The sequence below is a fragment of the Nocardioides sp. P4_G10 genome, from assembly GCF_056401175.1.
Window position 1 is genome coordinate 32,638 of record NZ_JBFUJV010000006.1, and the last position, 17,542, is coordinate 50,179.

Genomic DNA, 17,542 nt, shown 5'->3' on the forward strand with positions numbered 1-17,542 from the left:
AGATCCTCCGGGGGCCTTCGTGCGCGATGGCGAACGAGCCGATCGATCAGCGGTTGAGCAGGGCCTGGGCCAGCACGCCGAGGATCTCGTTGGGGTTGGTCACGAGGTAGTTCTGGCCACCCGTGGCGGCGGCGATCTGCTCGAGCTCGCCGGTGTCGGCGTCCTGCGAGATGCCGATGACGATCACCTTGACCGGCTTGGCGGGGTCGCGCAGCGACTTGAGCTGGTTGACGAGCGACTCCAGCGACAGCGAGCTCGAGTCGTCGCTGGCACCGTCGGTCATGATCACCACGGAGTTGAACCACGCCGGGTCCCACATCTCCTGCGCGTGCTTGTAGGCCGCGAGGGTGGAGTCCATGACGCCGGTGCCGCCTCTGACCTTGCTGGGCAGGGCGTCGGCCTCGGCGCGCACCTCGTCGCCGTGCGTCTTGCCGTCGGCGGCCGGGGCGTCGAGCCGCTCGAGCGGGGAGTACTCGGCGTACGAGGCGCCGTTCTCGCCGCGGTTCTTGGAGAAGCCCCAGATGCCGATCCGGGCCTGCGCCGGGAAGGCGTCGAGCGCGAGCTGGGACGCGGTCACCGCCAGACCGATGCGGGTGGTGTCGCCGATGGCCATCTTCATCGAGCCGGAGAGGTCGACGACCGCCAGGATGCTGGAGGGCACCGACAGCACGCGCCACTGGCGCAGGGTGTCGTCGGTGGTCTTCTGGGCGACCGTGGGGAGCACCGGGGTGCTGCCGAGGCCGATGTCGTTGGGCAGCGCGGTGCCGTCGGGGCCGCGGAGCTCGGCGGCCGCGATGGCCTCCACTCCGGCGCTCGAAGCGAACCAGCGACCGAGGGCGCGGCCCACGCGCGAGGACAGGTCGCCGCCCGTGGAGACCATCCCGTTGCTGCCGCGGTTCACCTCGATCAGCGGGTACTGCAGCATCGGCACACCGGTCCTCGGCGCCACCAGGGCGAGCTGGTCGTTGCTGCGACGGGCGGCGAGGTAGGCCTGCTCGGTCGCGGGCACCAGCTGGGTGCTGGAGGCGGTGATCGTCGAGAGGTCGGTCTCCGTGGCGCTGCCGGCGACGGCGCGCTCGCCGTAGGTCTGGGCGACCGGGACGGTCTTCTCCTCGATGGACAGCGCGGTCTCGCCGGTCTTCTTCATCTCGGCGTAGGGCGCGAGGAGCGCGAGCGCGGAGGCACCCTCGGCGCTGGGGTCGGCCATCGCCAGGCTGCCGCCGTCGAGCACGGACGCCCAGGAGGCGGGGGCCTTGGCGGCCGGGCCGCCGATGAGGCCGACCGGCGTCTGGGCGACGGCCTCCGCGATCGGCGTACCGGTCCAGCCGGCGCTGGTGAGCTGGCCCTTCCAGGTCGGGCTGTCCGGGATCCAGATCTCGGGGAGCTCGGCGTTGGGGTCACTCAGCAGGGCGACGACGTCCTTCACGGTGCCCGCGGTGACCTGGATGTCGATGCAGGGCTCGTCGGCGTTGACGTCCTTGACGGCCTGCTTGACCAGGTCCTCCATCACCGGGGCGGTGGTCATCGTGACGACCTCAGTGATGCAGTCCGCCCCTTCGGGCTCGCCACTGGCACCGCGCACCGTGAAGAAGCCGAAGACGCCCACCACGAGCGCGAGCGCGAGGCCGCCCAGGACGAAGGTCTTGGCGGAGCGGCCGGCGCCACCGGAACCGTCCGCGGTAGCGGACGCGGTCTCGGGCGCAGTCGAGTCGTCGAGACTCATGGAGGTCCTCCCACAGAGGTGTCGATCGAAGGTCTGGGCGAGACTAATGTCCAGCCTTTACCCTCCGTGGCCGAACGACGAAATGAGTTCGCAACAAATGAGCACTGCCCAGGTGGTCGTCCTGGCCGGACCCAGCGGCGCCGGAAAGTCCCGGCTGGCGGAGCGCCTCGGGCTCCCCGTCCTGCGCCTCGACGACTTCTACAAGGACGGCGACGACCCCTCGCTCCCCCGCATCACCACCGGCGCCAACTCCGGGCTCGTCGACTGGGACCACCCGGACTCGTGGCACGAGGCCGACGCCCTCGCCGCGCTGCGCGAGCTGTGCGCCACCGGGCGCAGCGAGGTGCCGATCTACGAGATCGCGCAGAACGGACGCTGCGGCTCACGCACGGTCGACCTCGGCGGCAGCAACCGGTTCGTCGCGGAGGGCATCTTCGCGCCGGAGGTGGTGGCCGCGTGCCGGGAGGCGGGCATCCTCGCCGCGGCCTACTGCATCACCCAGCACCCGCTCGTCACGTTCTGGAGGCGCCTCACCCGTGACCTGCGCGAGCACCGCAAGCCGCCGCGGGTGCTCGTACGCCGCGGGCTGGCACTGATGCGCGACCAGCAGCGGGTCGTCGCCCACGCGGTGCGGCAGGGCTGTCGGCGCGCGACGGGTGACCAGGCGTACGCCGAGCTGACCGCCGACAGCAGCGCCGCTAGCCGTTGATGAGGGCGGCGTAGCCCGGCTTGACGACGCCGTCGATGATCGCGAGCCGCTCGTCGAAGGGCAGGAACGCCGACTTCATCGCGTTGATGGTGAACCAGCGCAGGTCCTCCAGCGAGTAGTCGAACGCCTCCACCAGGCCGAACATCTCCTGCGTCATCGAGGTGCCGCTCATCAGGCGGTTGTCGGTGTTGACGGTGACGCGGAAGCGCAGGTCGGTCAGCAGCCCGATCGGGTGCTCGGCGAAGGACTCCGCCGCCCCGGTCTGGATGTTGGAGCTCGGGCACATCTCGAGCGGGATCCGCTTGTCGCGGACGTAAGCCGCCAGCCGGCCGAGCTCGACCGACCCGTCGTCGTTGACGGTGATGTCGTCGATGATCCGCACGCCGTGGCCGAGCCGGTCGGCGCCGCACCACTGGATCGCCTGCCAGATCGACGGCAGGCCGAAGGCCTCACCGGCGTGGATCGTGAAGTGGGCGTTCTCGCGCTGGAGGTACTCGAAGGCGTCGAGGTGCCGGGTGGGCGGGAAGCCAGCCTCCGCGCCGGCGATGTCGAAGCCGGCGACACCGCGGTCGCGCCACGCGATCGCCAGCTCGGCGATCTCCATCGACCGGGCCTGGTGCCGCATCGCGGTCAGCAGCTGGCGTACGACGATCCTGCCGCCGCTGGCGGCCATCCCTGCGTCGAAGCCCTCCTGCACCGCCGCGACGACCTCGTCGAGGGTCAGCCCGCCGCTGACGTGCTGCTCCGGGGCGTAGCGCACCTCGGCGTAGACGACGCCGTCGGCGGCGAGGTCCTCGACGCACTCGCGGGCGACGCGGGCGATCGCCGGACCGTTCTGCATCACCGCGACGGTGTGGTCGAAGGTCTCGAGGTAGCGGACGAGCGAGCCCGAGTCGGCCGACTCCGTGAACCAGTGACCGAGCGACTCCGCGTCCGAGGCGGGCAGCTCGTGGCCGACCTCCGCGGCGAGCTCCACGATCGTCTGCGGGCGCAGCCCGCCGTCGAGGTGGTCGTGCAGCAGGACCTTCGGGGCGGCCTGCACCTGGTCGCGGGTGGGAGTGCTCATCGGCACATCCAAGCAGGGCTCGCCATGGTCAAGCACTATCTTCGTGCGCATGCGCACCTTCACCACGCTCGACGAGGTCGCGGCCGCCGCCGGGTCCGAGATCGGCACCAGCGAGTGGCTCGACGTCGACCAGGCCCGCATCGACGCCTTCGCCGACGCCACGCTCGACCACCAGTGGATCCACGTCGACGTCGACAGGGCAGGCACGGGTCCGTTCGGCACCACCATCGCCCACGGGTTCCTCACCCTGAGCCTGCTCCCCCACTTCGCCTCGCAGGTCTTCCGCCTCGAGACCCCGGGCGCCCGGCTCAACTACGGCCTGGACAAGGTGCGCTTCCCGAGCCCCGTGCCGGTCGACAGCCGGCTGCGGTCGCACGTGCGCTTCGGCGAGGTCCGCGACCTCGCGGCCGGCAAGCAGCTCGTCGTGGAGCACACCGTCGAGATCGAGGGCCACGACAAGCCGGCCTGCGTGGCCGCCCACGTGGTGCTGCTCCTCGCCTGAGGCGTCACCGCGACAGCACCGCCTGGGCGAACACCCCCAGTATGTCCGTGGGCTCGGCGGCCAGATAGGCCTCACCGCCGGTCACCCGCGCCATCTGACGGAGGGCGGCGAGGTCGGCGTCGCCGCTGATCGCGATGCCCACCATGCGCACCGGCCGGTCGGGGTCCTTCAGCTCCTCGAGCCGCTGCAGCAGCTGGTCGAGGCTGATCGAGCCGGGGTCCTCGTTGCGGCCGTCGGTCATCAGCACCACGGAGTTGGAGTAGTGCGGCCGGTAGTTCTTCAGCGCCTCGCGGTAGGCGGCCAGCGCCGTGTCGTAGAGCCCGGTGCCGCCGTCGGTCAGGCTGGACATCTGGGCCGCGCGCTCCCGCAGGGCGTAGCGCTGGGTGCGGCCGAAGCGCAGGTCGTCGAGGCGACGGATGGGCTCGAGCTCGCGCCAGTCCTGGCCGGGGCCACCCTGGTCGATCGAGAAGACCCACAGACCGACCCGCGCGTGGTCGGGCAGGAAGCCCAGCCCGATCCTGGCCGCGTCGGCCAGCAGGTCCATGCGCGACCCGTTGCCGGCGTCGGCGTCCATCGAGCCGGAGGCGTCGACGACGGCGAGCATGGCCGACGGCACGCTGAGCTGGCTCCACGAGAAGACCGCCTCGGCGATCGCCTTGGCCGTGGGGGGTCGGAGGACCCCGTCGTCGTCCTTGCTCGGGGGCCGGAGTCCCTCATCGGAGATCAAGGAGCGACCCACCGTGCCCTCGAGGTGCTGGGCCAGAGCCTTCGCCAGCGCACGCGAGCCGGGCGCGGCGTCGGCTGCGACCATGAGCGGGAAGTCCAGGACCGGGGTGCCCACGGGCGGGGTCAGGTCGCGGAGGTCGGCGCGACCGTCGACCGTCTCCAGCTGCTGCTCGGTGGCGACCACCAGCCGCGGTGAGCGGCGCGCGAACATGGCCGGCTGGACGGTGGCGTCCTCTCCGTCAACGGTGCGGGCACCCTGGGCCTGCGCGAAGGGGACCAGGAGCTGGCGAGCGGCGTCGCGGGTCCGACCCACTGCGCGTGCCTCGGCCTCCGGAGCGGTCACCGCGAGGGCGCCCGCGACGGACGACTCCGGGTTGGGCACGGACACCAGGCCCGACGCCTCGGCGTCGCCMCAGGTCGCGAAGCGCTGCGCTGCGTCGCCGCCCACGAGGACCACAGGCGTCCGGGCCAGGCTCTTCACCAGCAGCCTCGGTCGGGGGGCCCGACCGAGGAAGGCCTCGGTGGCCACGAAATGCGCCTCCGGGATCCAGACGTCCGGAAGCCGGCTACCCAGCGACGCGCCGCGGGCGACCTCCATGCCCGGTCGCAGCGCCGGGTCGACCTGCACGCAGTCGGGCGTGACGTCCGCGAGGGCAGCCACCACCACGCTGTACATCTCCGGCGCGACGACGAGGTCGACGCTGCGGAACTCGGCGCACCCGTCGTCGGAGGCGGCGGCCCCGTCGCCGTCGCGGGACAGGGCGAACCAGGTCGCGCCCGCGCCGACGGCCAGCCCTGTCACCAGCACCAGGACCGCCAGCACGGCGGTCGACATCTTCGTGGCGCGGCCGGGTCCGCGCTGGTCATTGCTCTGCATCGGGTTCCCCCACGATCCCTAAGGTAAAGAAACGCTAGGAGGAGTCCCGGTCGACCCGGTTGCTACTGGCCGGTCATCGTCAGAGTTGGGGAGGGCGCTGCGCGGGCGTCAGCCGATCCGGTCGAGCACGATCTCCGTGCCGACGCCACTCGCGTCGCCACCGATGTCGAAGCCGCCCTCGAGCGAGGCCAGCGCCCGCTCGAAGCGCTCCGGCTCGTCGGTGAGCAGCGTGAACAGCGGCTGCCCCTCGGCGACCTCGTCGCCGGGCCGCGCGTGCCAGACGACGCCGGCACCCGCCTGCACCGGGTCCTCCTTGCGCGCCCGCCCGGCACCGAGGCGCCAGGCGGCCATGCCGACCGCCATCGCGTCGAGCCGGGTGAGGGTGCCGCTCGACGGCGCGGTGACGACGTGCGACTCCTTCGCCTCGGGGAGGGCGGCGTCCGGATCGCCGCCCTGGGCGCGGATCATCGCCTTCCACGCGTCCATCGCCGAGCCGTCTGCCAGCTTGTCGGCCGGGTCGACGTCGTCGCGTCCGGCGCCGGCGAGCATCTCGCGGGCCAGGGCCAGGGTCAGCTCGACCACGTCGGCGGGACCGCCACCCGCCAGGACGTCCACGGACTCCTGCACCTCGACCGCGTTGCCCGCGGTCAGCCCGAGCGGGGTCGCCATGTCGGTGAGCAGGGCAACGGTGTGCACGCCCGCGTCGGTGCCGAGCGCCACCATCGTCTCGGCCAGCTCGCGCGCCGAGTCGAGGTCCTTCATGAAGGCGCCGCTGCCGACCTTGACGTCGAGCACCAGTGCCCCGGTGCCCTCGGCGATCTTCTTGCTCATGATCGAGCTGGCGATCAGCGGGATCGCCTCGACCGTGCCGGTGACGTCGCGCAGGGCGTACAGCTTCTTGTCGGCCGGGGCGAGGCCGTCTCCGGCGGCGCAGATCACGGCGCCGACGTCCTCGAGGATGGCGAACATCTCCTCGTTGCTCAGCGCCGCGCGCCACCCGGGGATCGACTCGAGCTTGTCGAGCGTGCCGCCGGTGTGACCCAGGCCGCGGCCCGAGAGCTGGGGGACCGCGACGCCGCAGGCCGCGACCAGGGGGGCCAGCGGCAAGGTGATCTTGTCGCCGACGCCGCCGGTGGAGTGCTTGTCGGCAGTCGGGCGCGAGAGCGAGGAGAAGTCCATCCGCTCCCCCGAGGCGATCATCGCGCCGGTCCAGCGCGAGATCTCCCGGCGGTTCATGCCGTTGAGCAGGATCGCCATGGCGAGCGACGACATCTGCTCGTCGGCGACGTCGCCGCGCGTGTAGGCGTCGATCACCCAGTCGATCTGGCTGTCGGACAGCTCGTGCTTGTCGCGCTTGGCGAGGATCACCTCGACGGCGTCGTGGGCAGCCACTAGTCGGTTCCTTCCGATGCTGCGTCGGCCAGGTCGGCCATGTGGGTGAGGTCGTCGGGTCCGAAGGCGTCGGGCAGCACCTCGGACATGGGCTTGACCCCCGAAACGGTCCAGACCAGCAGGTCACGTCCGCCGTGCTCGAACAGGAGCTGGCGGCACCGGCCGCACGGCATGATGATCTCACCCCCGCCGTTGACGCAGACGAAGTGCGTCAGCCGACCGCCGCCGGTGGAGTACAGCTGGGACACCAGGCCGCACTCGGCGCACAGCACGACGCCGTACGCCGCGTTCTCCACGTTGCAGCCGGTCACGACCCGGCCGTCGTCGACCCGCGCAGCCGCGCCCACCTTGTAGTGGGAGTAGGGGGCGTAGGCCCGCCGCATCACCCCGGTGGCAGCCGCCCTCAGCTCGTCCCAGCCCTGTTGGTCCAACGTCTCGTGCACGGCGTCCTCCACCTTCTCTGCCACCTCGGCCCTCCACCTTCTCCTGCAAGCGGCCACTATGGCGCATACGGCGAACCAGCGGTCTTTGGCAGGTTCCGCCGAAAGTCGTCCGGCGACTTTTATGTCTCAAACGCATTTCAGAAGTTCAGAACCTCGTGACGGGGTGCGCCCCGGCAGGCATCATGCTCCCGGAACGCTGACCCCACCCCGGGGTGCACGAACTTGGAGGCATTTGTGTTGAAGACGAGGAAGGTCGTCTCGAGCGGCCTCGTGGCGCTGCTCGCCGCCGCGACCCTGGCTGCGTGTGGTGACGCGCCCGAGGAAGACACCAACACCGGGAGCGGGAGCGACAGCAGCCCGGCTGCAAGCGACTTCCTGCCGTGCATCGTGTCCGACGCGGGTGGGTTCGACGACAAGTCGTTCAACCAGCTCGGCTTCGAGGGCGCCACGCAGGCGGCCGACGAGCTCGGTGTCGAGCTCAAGGCCGTCGAGTCGAACAGCGAGAACGACTTCGGCCCCAACCTGGAGAGCCTGGTCGGCGAGGGCTGCGACGTCATCGTGACCGTCGGCTTCGCCCTGGCCGCGGCGACCAAGGAGTCGGCCTCGGCCAACCCCGACATCGAGTACGTCCTGATCGACGACTCCGCCGACGGCGGCGACGACGGTGCGACCTTCGACGGCAAGGCCGACGTGGAGAACATCAAGCCGCTGCTCTACAACACCGCCGAGGCCGCGTTCCTCGCCGGCTACGCCGCTGCTGACTACACCAAGACCGGCAAGGTCGGCACCTACGGCGGCATGCCCTTCCCGACCGTCACCATCTTCATGGACGGCTTCAAGCAGGGCGCGGAGTACTACGCCAAGGAGAAGAAGAAGGACGTCGAGGTCGTCGGCTGGGACGGCAAGAACGGTTCCTTCACCGGTGGCTTCGAGGCCAACGAGGCCGCGACCAGCACCGCCAAGCAGATCCTCGACCAGGACGTCGACGTGATCCTGCCGGTCGGCGGTCCGATCTACCAGGGCGCGATCACCGCGATCGAGGACTCGGGCAACGACATCGCGATGGTGGGCGTCGACGCCGACCTCTTCGAGACCGACCCGAGCACCCAGGACTACGTCATGACCTCGATCCTCAAGGGCATGAAGGTCTCCACCTACGAGGCCGTCATGGCCGCGGGCAACGACGAGTTCGACTTCGAGCCCTACATCGGCACCCTCGAGAACGACGGCGTCGGCATCGCGCCGTTCCACAACTTCGAGGACAAGGTCAGCCCTGAGCTGGCCGGCGAGCTCGACGAGGTGAAGGCCGGCATCATCGACGGCTCCATCAAGGTCCAGTCCTACCTGGGCTGATCACCAGCACGCTCCACGATGGAGGGAGGCCGACGGTTTCGTCGGCCTCCCTTCTCCGTGTCGAGGCAGGCTCGCGGCCGACTCCCGGCCGCCCCGTACCAGACCCCGGTCCAGACCTCCGGACCATCCCGACCCCTAGGATGCGATGCCATGAGACTCGTCCTGCGAGGCATCACCAAACGCTTCGGCAGCGTGGTGGCCAACGACTCGATCTCCCTCACGGTGGAGCCCGGTGAGATCCACTGCCTCCTCGGCGAGAACGGTGCCGGCAAGTCGACGCTGATGAACGTGCTCTACGGCCTCTACAAGGCCGACGAGGGCGAGATCGAGCTCGACGGCGAGGTCCAGCACTTCACCGGTCCCGGCGACGCGATGGCGGCCGGCATCGGCATGGTCCACCAGCACTTCATGCTCATCCCCGTCTTCACCGTGGCCGAGAACGTCATGCTGGGCAACGAGACCACCGGCTTCGCCGGCACGCTGGACCTCGCCGAGGCCAGCAAGCGCGTCACCGAGATCTCCGAGCGCTTCGGCTTCCACGTCAACCCCGACGCCGTGGTCGAGGACCTCCCCGTCGGCGTGCAGCAGCGCGTGGAGATCATCAAGGCCCTCTCCCGCGACGCCGAGCTGCTCGTCTTCGACGAGCCCACTGCGGTGCTCACCCCGCAGGAGACCGACGAGCTGATGGACATCATGCGCCAGCTCAAGGAGGCCGGGAAGGCCATCGTCTTCATCACCCACAAGCTGCGCGAGGTCCGCGAGGTCGCCGACCGGATCACCGTCATCCGCCTCGGCAAGGTCGTCGGCGAGGCCGACCCCAAGGCCAGCAACGCCGAGCTCGCCTCGATGATGGTCGGCCGCCCCGTCGAGCTGGTCGTCCACAAGGACGCCGCGACGCTCGGCGGCGACGCGCTGGTGGTCAAGGACCTCCGCGTGGTCGACCTGGCCGGCCACACGCAGGTCGACGGCCTCAGCTTCACCATCCGCGGCGGCGAGGTCCTCGCCGTCGCCGGCGTCCAGGGCAACGGCCAGACCGAGCTCACCGAGGCCATCCTCGGCCTCCAGGACGACGTCAGCGGCTCAATCAACCTCGACGGCGTCGAGCTGGTCGGCCGCTCGACGCGCAAGATCCTCGACGCCGGTGTCGGCTTCATCCCGGAGGACCGGCAGGTCGACGGCCTCGTGCCCGGCTTCACCATCGCCGAGAACCTCATGCTCAACCGCAGCTTCAAGTCGCCGTTCGTCAGGAACGGCTCGCTGCGCCTCGGCGCCCTGCGCGAGTTCGCCCAGAAGAAGCTCACCGAGTACGACGTCCGCGCCCGCGACATCGACTCGCTGGCCGCCAACCTCTCCGGCGGCAACCAGCAGAAGGTCGTCGTGGCCCGCGAGCTCTCCCGCGACCTGCGGCTGCTCGTCGCCGCCCAGCCCACCCGCGGTGTCGACGTCGGCTCGATCGAGTTCATCCACAAGCAGATCGTCGCGACCCGCGACAGGGGCATCCCGGTCCTGGTGGTCTCCACCGAGCTCGACGAGGTGGTCGCGCTCGCCGACCGGATCATGGTGCTCTACCGCGGCAAGGTCGTCGGCATCGTCGCGGCCGACACGCCCCGCGAGGTCCTCGGACTCATGATGACCGGCGAACGCCCGAAGGACCTGAAGGACGTGGTCGCGTGAACGACACCCCCAAGCCCCAGCCCGAGAAGCCCGACGCGCCCGTGACGGACGACGAGGCGACCCGTGGGTCGACGGCCACTGGCACGACGACCGAGGCTCCCGAGCCCGACCCCCACGACGCGCGGGCCGAACGCTCGCGGTCGGTGCTGCGCGAGATCGCCTCCGGCGACGTCCTCGCCGGCGTGCTGGCCGTGTTCCTCGCGGTCTTCGTCGGCTCGGTGATGATCGCGGCGACCGACGACGCTGTGCGCGAGACCGCCAGCTACATCACCGCCCGGCCCTCCGACTTCTTCACCGCAGTGTGGGAGGCCATCTCCGGCGCCTACAGCTCGATGTTCCGCGGCGCGGTCTTCAACTACAACCTCACCGAGCCGGCCCAGCAGTGGCGCCCGCTGACGGAGACGTTCAAGTTCGCCGGCCCGCTGATCCTCGGCGGTCTGGGAGTCGGCCTGGCCTTCCGGGCGGGTCTGTTCAACATCGGTGGCCGCGGCCAGATGCTCATCGCCGGTGGCGCTGCCGGCTGGGTCGGCTTCAACTTCGACCTGCCAATGGTCATCCACCTGCTGCTCGCGATCCTCGTCGGCATGGCGTTCGGCGCGCTGTGGGGCGGCATCGCGGGTGTGCTGAAGGCCCGCACCGGCGCGCACGAGGTGATCGTCACGATCATGCTCAACTACGTCGCCTACTACCTGCTCTTCTGGGCCCTCACCAAGGAGTGGCTGCTCAAGACGCCCGGCTCGGTGAACCCGAAGTCACCGCCGATGAAGGACTCGGCGACGCTGCCCAAGGTGCTCGGCGACCAGTTCAACCTCCACCTCGGCTTCGTGATCGCGCTCGCCGCGGTCGCCGTCGCATGGTGGCTGCTCAACCGCTCCACCCTCGGCTACCGCATCCGCGCCGTCGGTGAGAACCCGCACGCGGCGCGCGCCTCCGGCATCAACGTCGGCAGGATCTACATCGTCGTGATGATGATCGCCGGCTCCCTGCTCGGCCTCGCGGGGGTGAACCAGGTGCTCGGCACCGTGTCCAGCGGCGTCTCGCTCGACCTCGACGCATCGATCGGCTTCGACGCCATCACCGTGGCGCTGCTCGGCCGCTCCCGCCCGCTCGGCATCCTGGCCGCCGGGCTCCTGTTCGGCGCCTTCAAGGCCGGTGGCTTCACCATGCAGACCTCCGAGAACATCTCGGTGGACCTGGTGCTCGTGGTGCAGTCGCTGATCGTCCTCTTCCTCGCCGCCCCTCCCCTGGTGCGCGCGATCTTCCGGCTCCCCGCCCAGGAGGCCAAGTGAGCATCGTGACCGACCTGCCCACCCCCGAGAGCGGCGGCCTGGCTCCCGACGGCGCCGTGACGCACAGTCGCGGCTCGGGCGCCCGCAAGCTCCCGATCGTGCTCGGCGTGCTGACCCTGCTCCTCGCCGGCATCCTGATCCGCTCGAGCCCGTCGGGCGACACGACGTTCCAGCTCTCGACGGTGACCGACTTCGTCACCCTTCCCGACATCGTGGTTCCGTCCGGCCCCACCGCCTGGCTCATGGTGGTGATCTGCCTGGGGCTGACCGCGGAGGCCGTGCGCCGCATGCTCACCCGCGTGAGCCAGCCGATCTGGATCCCGATCAGCTTCGCGATCGTCTGGATGATCGGCTTCCTCAGCTGGGCGGCCGCCGGCGACCGGATCCGGGTCGTCAGCCTGCTCGGCGGCGCTGTGGCGCTTGCGATCCCGCTCGTCTTCGGCGCGCTGGGCGGCGTGCTCGGCGAGCGCGCCGGCGTGGTCAACATCGCCATCGAGGGCCAGCTGCTCCTCGGCGCGTTCGCCGCTGCCGTCACCGCCTCGATGACCGGCTCGCCGTGGGCCGGCGTGGCGGCTGCCGCGGTGGCCGGCGCCCTCGTCGCGCTCATCCTCGGCCTGTTCGCGATCACCTACTTCGTCGACCAGGTCATCGTCGGCGTGGTCCTCAACGTGCTCGTGGTGGGCCTGACCAACTTCCTGTTCCGCCAGGTGCTCACGCCCAACGCCGACACGCTGAACTCCCCCGAGCGCCTGCGCGCGGTGCCGATCCCGATTCTCGGCGACATCCCGCTCATCGGCCCGATCTTCTTCCGGCAGACCCCGCTCGTCTACCTGCTCTACATCGTCGTCGCGGTCGTGGCCTTCGCGCTCTACCGCACCCGCTGGGGCCTGCGGGTGCGTGCGGTCGGGGAGCACCCGAAGGCCGCCGACACCGTCGGCATCAAGGTCAACCGCACCCGCTACCGCACGATCCTGCTCGCGGGTGCGATCGCGGGCCTCGGCGGCGCCTACTTCAGCCTCGTCTCGGTCGCCGGCTTCAACCGCGAGATGACAGGAGGCGCCGGCTACATCGCGCTGGCCGCCGTCATCTTCGGCAAGTGGGACCCGATCCGCGCGACGCTGGCGGCGCTGCTCTTCGGCTTCGCGACCAACCTGCAGGGAGTGCTCTCGGCCATCGGCTCGCCCGTGCCGAGCCAGTTCATGCTGATGCTCCCCTACCTCGTCACCATCTTCGCGGTGGCGGGACTGGTGGGCCGCTCCCGGCCGCCGGCCGCGGACGGCGTGCCCTACCGACAACAGTAGGTCAGCTCGAGGAGGGCCCGGCGCCGTGCGCCGGGCCCTTCTTGCTCATCCGGCGACGCGGGGCACGTCGTCCTCGACGAACCGCGGCTGGCAGGCGAACCAACCGGCGAGCACCCCGGGTACGGCGGTGGCGGCGAGCACCACGAGCGGCGTCGTCCACGACCCTGTCGCCTCGCGGAGCAGGCCGAGGCCGATCGGCCCGAGGCAGGCCAGCCCGTAGCCGATGCCCTGGACGAAGCCCGACACGGTCGAGGCGGACTGCGGGGTCCGGGTCCGGTGGTTGATGAGCGTCATGCAGAGCGGGAACGTGCTCACGCCGATGCCCAGCGCGCACACCCACAGCACGGTGCCGTCGAGCGGCGAGACGGCCAGGCCGACGTACCCGAGGACCAGGACGACCGAGCACGCCACGACGACCACGAACGGGTTGCGCATGCGCGTGGCGACCTGAGGGACCACCAGGGCTGCGAGCACGCCCCACGCCGAGTAGAGGCCGACCATCGTCCCGCCGAGCGACGCGCTCCCACCGGCATCGGCGAGCACCGCCGGCACCCACGTGATGATGCTGTAGTTGGAGAGCGACATCATGGCGAACAGGACCACCAGCCCCCAGACCGTCGACGACCGACCGACCTTCAGCTTGTCGGCGGGCGTCGCGGCCACGGCCGGCACGTGGTGGTCGGCGGGCAGCTTCACCGCGAGAACGAACCAGACCACCGCGGCCACCGCGGCCGGGACTGCCCAGATCCCCACCGAGACCCGCCAGCCCGCTGCCTCGGCGACGGGCACGGCCAGGAGGGGTGCCACGAACTGACCGGTCTGCATCAGCAGCAGGTACGACGACGTCCACAGGGCGATGCGATCGGCGAACCACGCCTTGATGAGCGGCACGAGCACCACGTTGGCGGCGCCGATGCCCGCCAGCGCCAGGACGGTCGACGCGACCAGCGCTGCGGGCGTCGGCGAGAGCGCCCGCAGCACGAGGGAGAGCGCCGAGAGGCCGAGGGCGGCAGTGGCGGTTCGCTCGAGCCCGTACCTCCTCGTCACGACCGGGGCCAGGAAGCCGAAGACGGCGAACGTGGCCGCCGGCACCGTTCCCAGCAGGCCGGCGAGGGCGAGTCCGAACCCCAGGTCCGACCCGATGATCTCCAGCAACGGCGTGATGCCCGTGACCGCGGTCCGCAGGTTCAGCGCCGTGAGGGCGATCGCGAGCCCGGCCCACAGGGCAAGACGTCCGCGGGTGGCCGGGCCAGATCCTCCGGGGGTGGGTGCGGTGGCGGTGGGGATGGTCAAGACTTGCTCCGAGGTCGCGACGAATGATGGGATCATGGGATGAATCACCCGGAGTCTGGCACACCCCCGCCGGTGCGTCGAGTGGGGCTGATCGACCAGGTCGCCGCGCTCTTCCAGGAGGAGATCACCTCCGGCCGGTGGCCGGTCGGCGAGCGGATCCCCGTCGAGGCCGACCTGGTGGCGGCCTTCGGAGCCGGCCGGAACACCGTCCGGGAGGCGTTGCAGTCGCTCGTCCACGCGGGTCTCCTCAGCCGGGAGCAGGGCCGCGGCACGTTCGTGATCTCGACCTCCGAGCTCAGCGGGTCGCTCGCCCGGCAGCTGGCCGGCGGCAGCAGGCACCACTACCTCGAGCTGCGCCTGGCACTCGACAGCACCGCCGCCTCGCTCGCGGCGCTGCGACGCACGGACGCCGACATCGAGCAGCTCCGCGAGCTGAGGAACCAGCGCGAGGAGAGCTGGTCGTCCGACGACCCCGACGTACGGGCAGGTGCGGACCTCGCGCTGCACCGCGCGATCGTGGCGGCGACGCACAACCCTCTCTACCTGCAGCTCTACTCGAGCATGACGGACGTCTTCGCGAGCCACATGCGCCACGAGGAGTCCGGGGACGACGCCGCGTCGCACCGCCACCACCACGACCTCGTCGAGGCGGTCGCCGAGGGGGACGCGGACCGCGCGTCCGCTCTCGTCCGGTCGATCTTCGACCCCTTCATGCACTGACGCGGCAGCCCCCCGCCCGGTGCATCCGGGGTCGTCGGATCGGGGTACGGTGCCCTGCACCCGACGGACACTCGGAGGTTCTGATGGTTTCCCACGACGGCGAGCGCTCCTGGCCCGCGGGAGAGGCCCTTGGGGAGGGCGCCCGTGACCAGAGCAGCGAGCGCTACTCCTCGATGTTCACCCACCACCCCCACGCCACCTACTCGGTCGACCCGCGGGGCTACTTCACCGACGCCAACGCGCGGTCGCTCGAGATGACCGGGCTGAGCCTCGAGGAGATGCGCCAGACCCACTTCGGGCAGGTCATCCACCCCGAGGACCTGCACCTCATCCAGGACGGCTTCGACCGTGCCATGGCGGGTGATCCGCAGGTGGTCGAGGCGCGGGTCGTGCGCATCGACGGCGAGGTCGTCGACATCCGCTGCACGGCCATCCCGGTCATCATCGGCGACGAGGTCGTCGGCGTGCACGGGGTCACCGAGGACGTCACCGAGGCCAAGCGCGTGCTGCGCGAGCTCGAGGAGGCCAACGCCGCCAAGACGCTCTTCCTGGCCACCGTGAGCCACGAGGTCCGTACGCCGCTCGCCGCGCTGGTGGGCGCGTCCGAGCTGCTGATCGACACCGACCTGCCGCCCGAGCCCGAGCACTTCGCCCGGATCGTGCACCGCTCCGGCGAGCGCCTCATGCACCTGGTGCAGGAGATCCTGGAGTTCTCCGGGCTCGAGGCGCGCCAGACCGTGCTGCGGAGGGTTCCGGTCGACCTGCGCGCGATCATCGACGACGTGGCGTCGTGGGCGGTCCCGCTCGCCGAGTCGCAGGGTCTCGCCATCACCCTGGCCGTGGACGAGGGGGTCCCCGCGACCGGCCTCGGCGACACCCGGCGCATCACGCAGGTCGTCACCAACCTCGTCCAGAACGCCATCGCCTACACCGAGCACGGCTCGGTCGACGTGCGCGTCAGCGGCCGCCCCTGCTCGGTGGACGGCCCGGGCGTCGGCAGCTGGGTGGACGTCCGCGTCCGCGACACCGGGATCGGGATCGCGGACGAGGACCTCCGCACGCTCTTCGACCCGTTCGTCCAGGCCGACCCGCAGTCCGCGGGCGACCGCCTCGGTGTCGGACTCGGCCTGGCGATCTGCCGCGAGCTGGTCGACCTGATGAGCGGTCACCTCGGCGTCGAGTCCACCCTCGGCGAGGGCAGCACCTTCACCTTCGGCCTGCCGCTGCCGCCCGCCTGACGCGTCAGTCGCTGAGCGCCGTCACCGCGGCCTCGGCGAGCACGCGGGCCGCGATGCCGGTGGCCGCCTCGTCGATGCGGAGGTTGCCCTGGTGGAGGTCGTACGTCGGTCCGCCGGGCGTGCGGGTGCCGAGGCGGGCCATCGCCCCGGGGACGGAGTCGAGGTACCACCCGAAGTCCTCGCCACCGAGGCTCTGCGCGGTGGAGACGTGGCCGTGCGGGCCCAGGACGTTCTCGACCGCGGTGCCGAGCAGGCGGGTGGACTCCGCGTGGTTGACCACCGGCGGCACGCCGCGCTGGTAGGTCACCTCGGCGGTCACGCTGTAGGGCGCCACGATGGAGGTGATCAGCTGGCGGATCAGGTGCTCGGCGTCGGCCCAGGCGACCGCGTCGAGCATGCGGACCGTGCCGGCCACCACGCCGCCGTGCGGGATGACGTTGTGGGCCGAGCCCGCGCGCACCATGCCCCAGACGACACTGACGCCCGCACGAGGGTCGAGACGGCGGCTCAGGATCGCGGGGAGCTCGGTGATGACCTTGCCCAGGGCGAAGGTGAGGTCCTCCGTGAGGTGCGGCCGCGAGGTGTGGCCGCCCTTGCCGATCAGCCGCACGGTCAGCGCGTCGGCGGCACCGGTGAGCGGGCCCTCGCGCAGGCCGAGGCGGCCGACGTCGAGGCTCGGGTCGCAGTGCAGTCCGAAGACGTGGGAGACACCCTCGAGCGCACCGGCGGAGATCAGCTGCAGCGCTCCACCGGGCATGACCTCCTCGGCGGGCTGGAACAACAGTCGTACGCGTCCGGGGAGCAGGCCGCGGGCGGAGACCTCCCCCAGCGCGAGCCCTGCCCCGACGAGCCCGGCCGTGTGGACGTCGTGGCCGCAGGCGTGGGCGACTCCGGGGCTGGTGCTCCGCCACGGGTCCGAGATGAGGTCGTCCACCGGCAGCGCGTCGAGGTCGGCGCGCAGGGCGACCAACCGGCCACCGTGGCCGATCTCGGCCAGCACCCCGCCGCCCTCGGGTCGCCGCACCGTCCAGCCCACTCCTTCCAGCGCGGTCACGACCGCGTCGGAGGTGCGCTCCTCGGCCCAGCTCAGCTCGGGGTGGGCGTGGAGGTCGCGGCGGAGGGCGACGAGCTCGTCGGCGTACTTGTCGACGACCTCGGCGATGACGTGGGTGGCAGGGAGTTCGGGTGGCATGACCGACCCAGTCTACGGGCGCGGCCCCTCCCCCGGGCCGGTTG

Annotated in this window: 15 protein-coding genes; 8 read left to right on the forward strand and 7 right to left on the reverse strand. The window is 71.1% G+C overall.

Annotation, left to right across the window (positions count from 1 at the left end; translation table 11 throughout):
• Window positions 1–46: 46 nt before the first annotated feature.
• On the reverse strand, window positions 47–1,723 hold the full coding sequence (locus AC1DP1_RS09275) for a VWA domain-containing protein (RefSeq protein WP_477506621.1): 1,677 nt from the start codon (window positions 1,721–1,723) through the stop codon (window positions 47–49).
• A 97-nt stretch (window positions 1,724–1,820) separates the two neighbouring features.
• Between AC1DP1_RS09275 and AC1DP1_RS09280 the strand changes: the two genes are divergently transcribed.
• The gene (locus tag AC1DP1_RS09280; protein ID WP_457186034.1) at window positions 1,821–2,432 is read left to right on the forward strand and encodes an ATP-binding protein; all 612 of its coding nucleotides are present in this window, start codon (window positions 1,821–1,823) and stop codon (window positions 2,430–2,432) included.
• Here the strand turns inward: AC1DP1_RS09280 and AC1DP1_RS09285 are convergent.
• Window positions 2,422–3,498 (reverse strand): adenosine deaminase, encoded by a 1,077-nt coding sequence (locus AC1DP1_RS09285; protein ID WP_477506622.1) that lies wholly within the window; start codon window positions 3,496–3,498, stop codon window positions 2,422–2,424. The genes AC1DP1_RS09280 and AC1DP1_RS09285 overlap by 11 nt on opposite strands.
• 49 nt (window positions 3,499–3,547) lie before the next feature.
• Between AC1DP1_RS09285 and AC1DP1_RS09290 the strand changes: the two genes are divergently transcribed.
• Complete coding sequence (locus AC1DP1_RS09290) at window positions 3,548–4,000, forward strand: MaoC family dehydratase (RefSeq protein WP_477506623.1); 453 nt, start codon at window positions 3,548–3,550, stop codon at window positions 3,998–4,000.
• A gap of 4 nt (window positions 4,001–4,004) precedes the next feature.
• Here the strand turns inward: AC1DP1_RS09290 and AC1DP1_RS09295 are convergent, their stop codons facing one another.
• The 3 genes from AC1DP1_RS09295 to AC1DP1_RS09305 form a co-directional block, all read right to left on the reverse strand.
• Window positions 4,005–5,603 (reverse strand): VWA domain-containing protein, encoded by a 1,599-nt coding sequence (locus AC1DP1_RS09295; RefSeq protein WP_477506624.1) that lies wholly within the window; start codon window positions 5,601–5,603, stop codon window positions 4,005–4,007.
• A gap of 108 nt (window positions 5,604–5,711) precedes the next feature.
• A complete protein-coding gene (locus AC1DP1_RS09300; RefSeq protein WP_477506625.1) occupies window positions 5,712–6,995 on the reverse strand; it encodes a thymidine phosphorylase in 1,284 nt (427 codons plus the stop codon).
• On the reverse strand, window positions 6,995–7,462 hold the full coding sequence (locus AC1DP1_RS09305) for a cytidine deaminase (RefSeq protein ID WP_457186024.1): 468 nt from the start codon (window positions 7,460–7,462) through the stop codon (window positions 6,995–6,997). Before AC1DP1_RS09305 ends, AC1DP1_RS09300 begins: the two co-directional genes overlap by 1 nt.
• A gap of 210 nt (window positions 7,463–7,672) precedes the next feature.
• On the opposite strand from AC1DP1_RS09305, the gene AC1DP1_RS09310 reads away from it, so the two are divergent.
• From AC1DP1_RS09310 to AC1DP1_RS09325, 4 genes are all read left to right on the forward strand, one after another.
• On the forward strand, window positions 7,673–8,791 hold the full coding sequence (locus tag AC1DP1_RS09310; RefSeq protein ID WP_477506626.1) for a BMP family lipoprotein: 1,119 nt from the start codon (window positions 7,673–7,675) through the stop codon (window positions 8,789–8,791).
• Window positions 8,792–8,941: 150 nt separating this feature from the next.
• Window positions 8,942–10,465, forward strand: coding sequence for an ABC transporter ATP-binding protein (locus tag AC1DP1_RS09315; RefSeq protein ID WP_477506627.1), 1,524 nt, complete (start codon window positions 8,942–8,944; stop codon window positions 10,463–10,465).
• Window positions 10,462–11,754, forward strand: a complete 1,293-nt coding sequence (locus AC1DP1_RS09320; protein ID WP_477506628.1) for an ABC transporter permease — start codon at window positions 10,462–10,464, stop codon at window positions 11,752–11,754. The genes AC1DP1_RS09315 and AC1DP1_RS09320 overlap by 4 nt, the downstream gene beginning before the upstream one ends.
• On the forward strand, window positions 11,751–13,055 hold the full coding sequence (locus AC1DP1_RS09325) for an ABC transporter permease (protein ID WP_477506629.1): 1,305 nt from the start codon (window positions 11,751–11,753) through the stop codon (window positions 13,053–13,055). The genes AC1DP1_RS09320 and AC1DP1_RS09325 overlap by 4 nt, the downstream gene beginning before the upstream one ends.
• A 45-nt stretch (window positions 13,056–13,100) precedes the next feature.
• On the opposite strand, the gene AC1DP1_RS09330 is transcribed toward AC1DP1_RS09325, so the two are convergent.
• Entirely contained in the window at window positions 13,101–14,348 is a 1,248-nt protein-coding gene (locus AC1DP1_RS09330; protein ID WP_477506630.1) for an MFS transporter, read from the reverse strand.
• A gap of 72 nt (window positions 14,349–14,420) precedes the next feature.
• Here AC1DP1_RS09330 and AC1DP1_RS09335 point away from each other — a divergent pair, with 72 nt between their 5' ends.
• On the forward strand, window positions 14,421–15,068 hold the full coding sequence (locus tag AC1DP1_RS09335; RefSeq protein WP_477506631.1) for a FadR/GntR family transcriptional regulator: 648 nt from the start codon (window positions 14,421–14,423) through the stop codon (window positions 15,066–15,068).
• An 83-nt stretch (window positions 15,069–15,151) separates the two neighbouring features.
• Window positions 15,152–16,306: a sensor histidine kinase gene (locus AC1DP1_RS09340; RefSeq protein WP_477506632.1), complete on the forward strand. Its 1,155-nt coding sequence runs from the start codon at window positions 15,152–15,154 to the stop codon at window positions 16,304–16,306.
• A gap of 4 nt (window positions 16,307–16,310) precedes the next feature.
• Here AC1DP1_RS09340 and AC1DP1_RS09345 read toward each other — a convergent pair whose 3' ends face one another.
• Entirely contained in the window at window positions 16,311–17,498 is a 1,188-nt protein-coding gene (locus tag AC1DP1_RS09345; RefSeq protein WP_477506633.1) for an amidohydrolase, read from the reverse strand.
• Window positions 17,499–17,542 lie beyond the last annotated feature (44 nt).

What these genes read in the sequence shown, in the direction of transcription:
- AC1DP1_RS09275 (WP_477506621.1), bottom strand. Translation starts at nt 1,723, where the DNA reads ATGAGTCTCGACGACTCGACTGCGCCCGAGACCGCGTCCGCTACCGCG.
- AC1DP1_RS09280 (WP_457186034.1), top strand. Translation starts at nt 1,821, where the DNA reads ATGAGCACTGCCCAGGTGGTCGTCCTGGCCGGACCCAGCGGCGCCGGA.
- AC1DP1_RS09285 (WP_477506622.1), bottom strand. Translation starts at nt 3,498, where the DNA reads ATGAGCACTCCCACCCGCGACCAGGTGCAGGCCGCCCCGAAGGTCCTG.
- AC1DP1_RS09290 (WP_477506623.1), top strand. Translation starts at nt 3,548, where the DNA reads ATGCGCACCTTCACCACGCTCGACGAGGTCGCGGCCGCCGCCGGGTCC.
- AC1DP1_RS09315 (WP_477506627.1), top strand. Translation starts at nt 8,942, where the DNA reads ATGAGACTCGTCCTGCGAGGCATCACCAAACGCTTCGGCAGCGTGGTG.
- AC1DP1_RS09340 (WP_477506632.1), top strand. Translation starts at nt 15,152, where the DNA reads ATGGTTTCCCACGACGGCGAGCGCTCCTGGCCCGCGGGAGAGGCCCTT.
- AC1DP1_RS09345 (WP_477506633.1), bottom strand. Translation starts at nt 17,498, where the DNA reads ATGCCACCCGAACTCCCTGCCACCCACGTCATCGCCGAGGTCGTCGAC.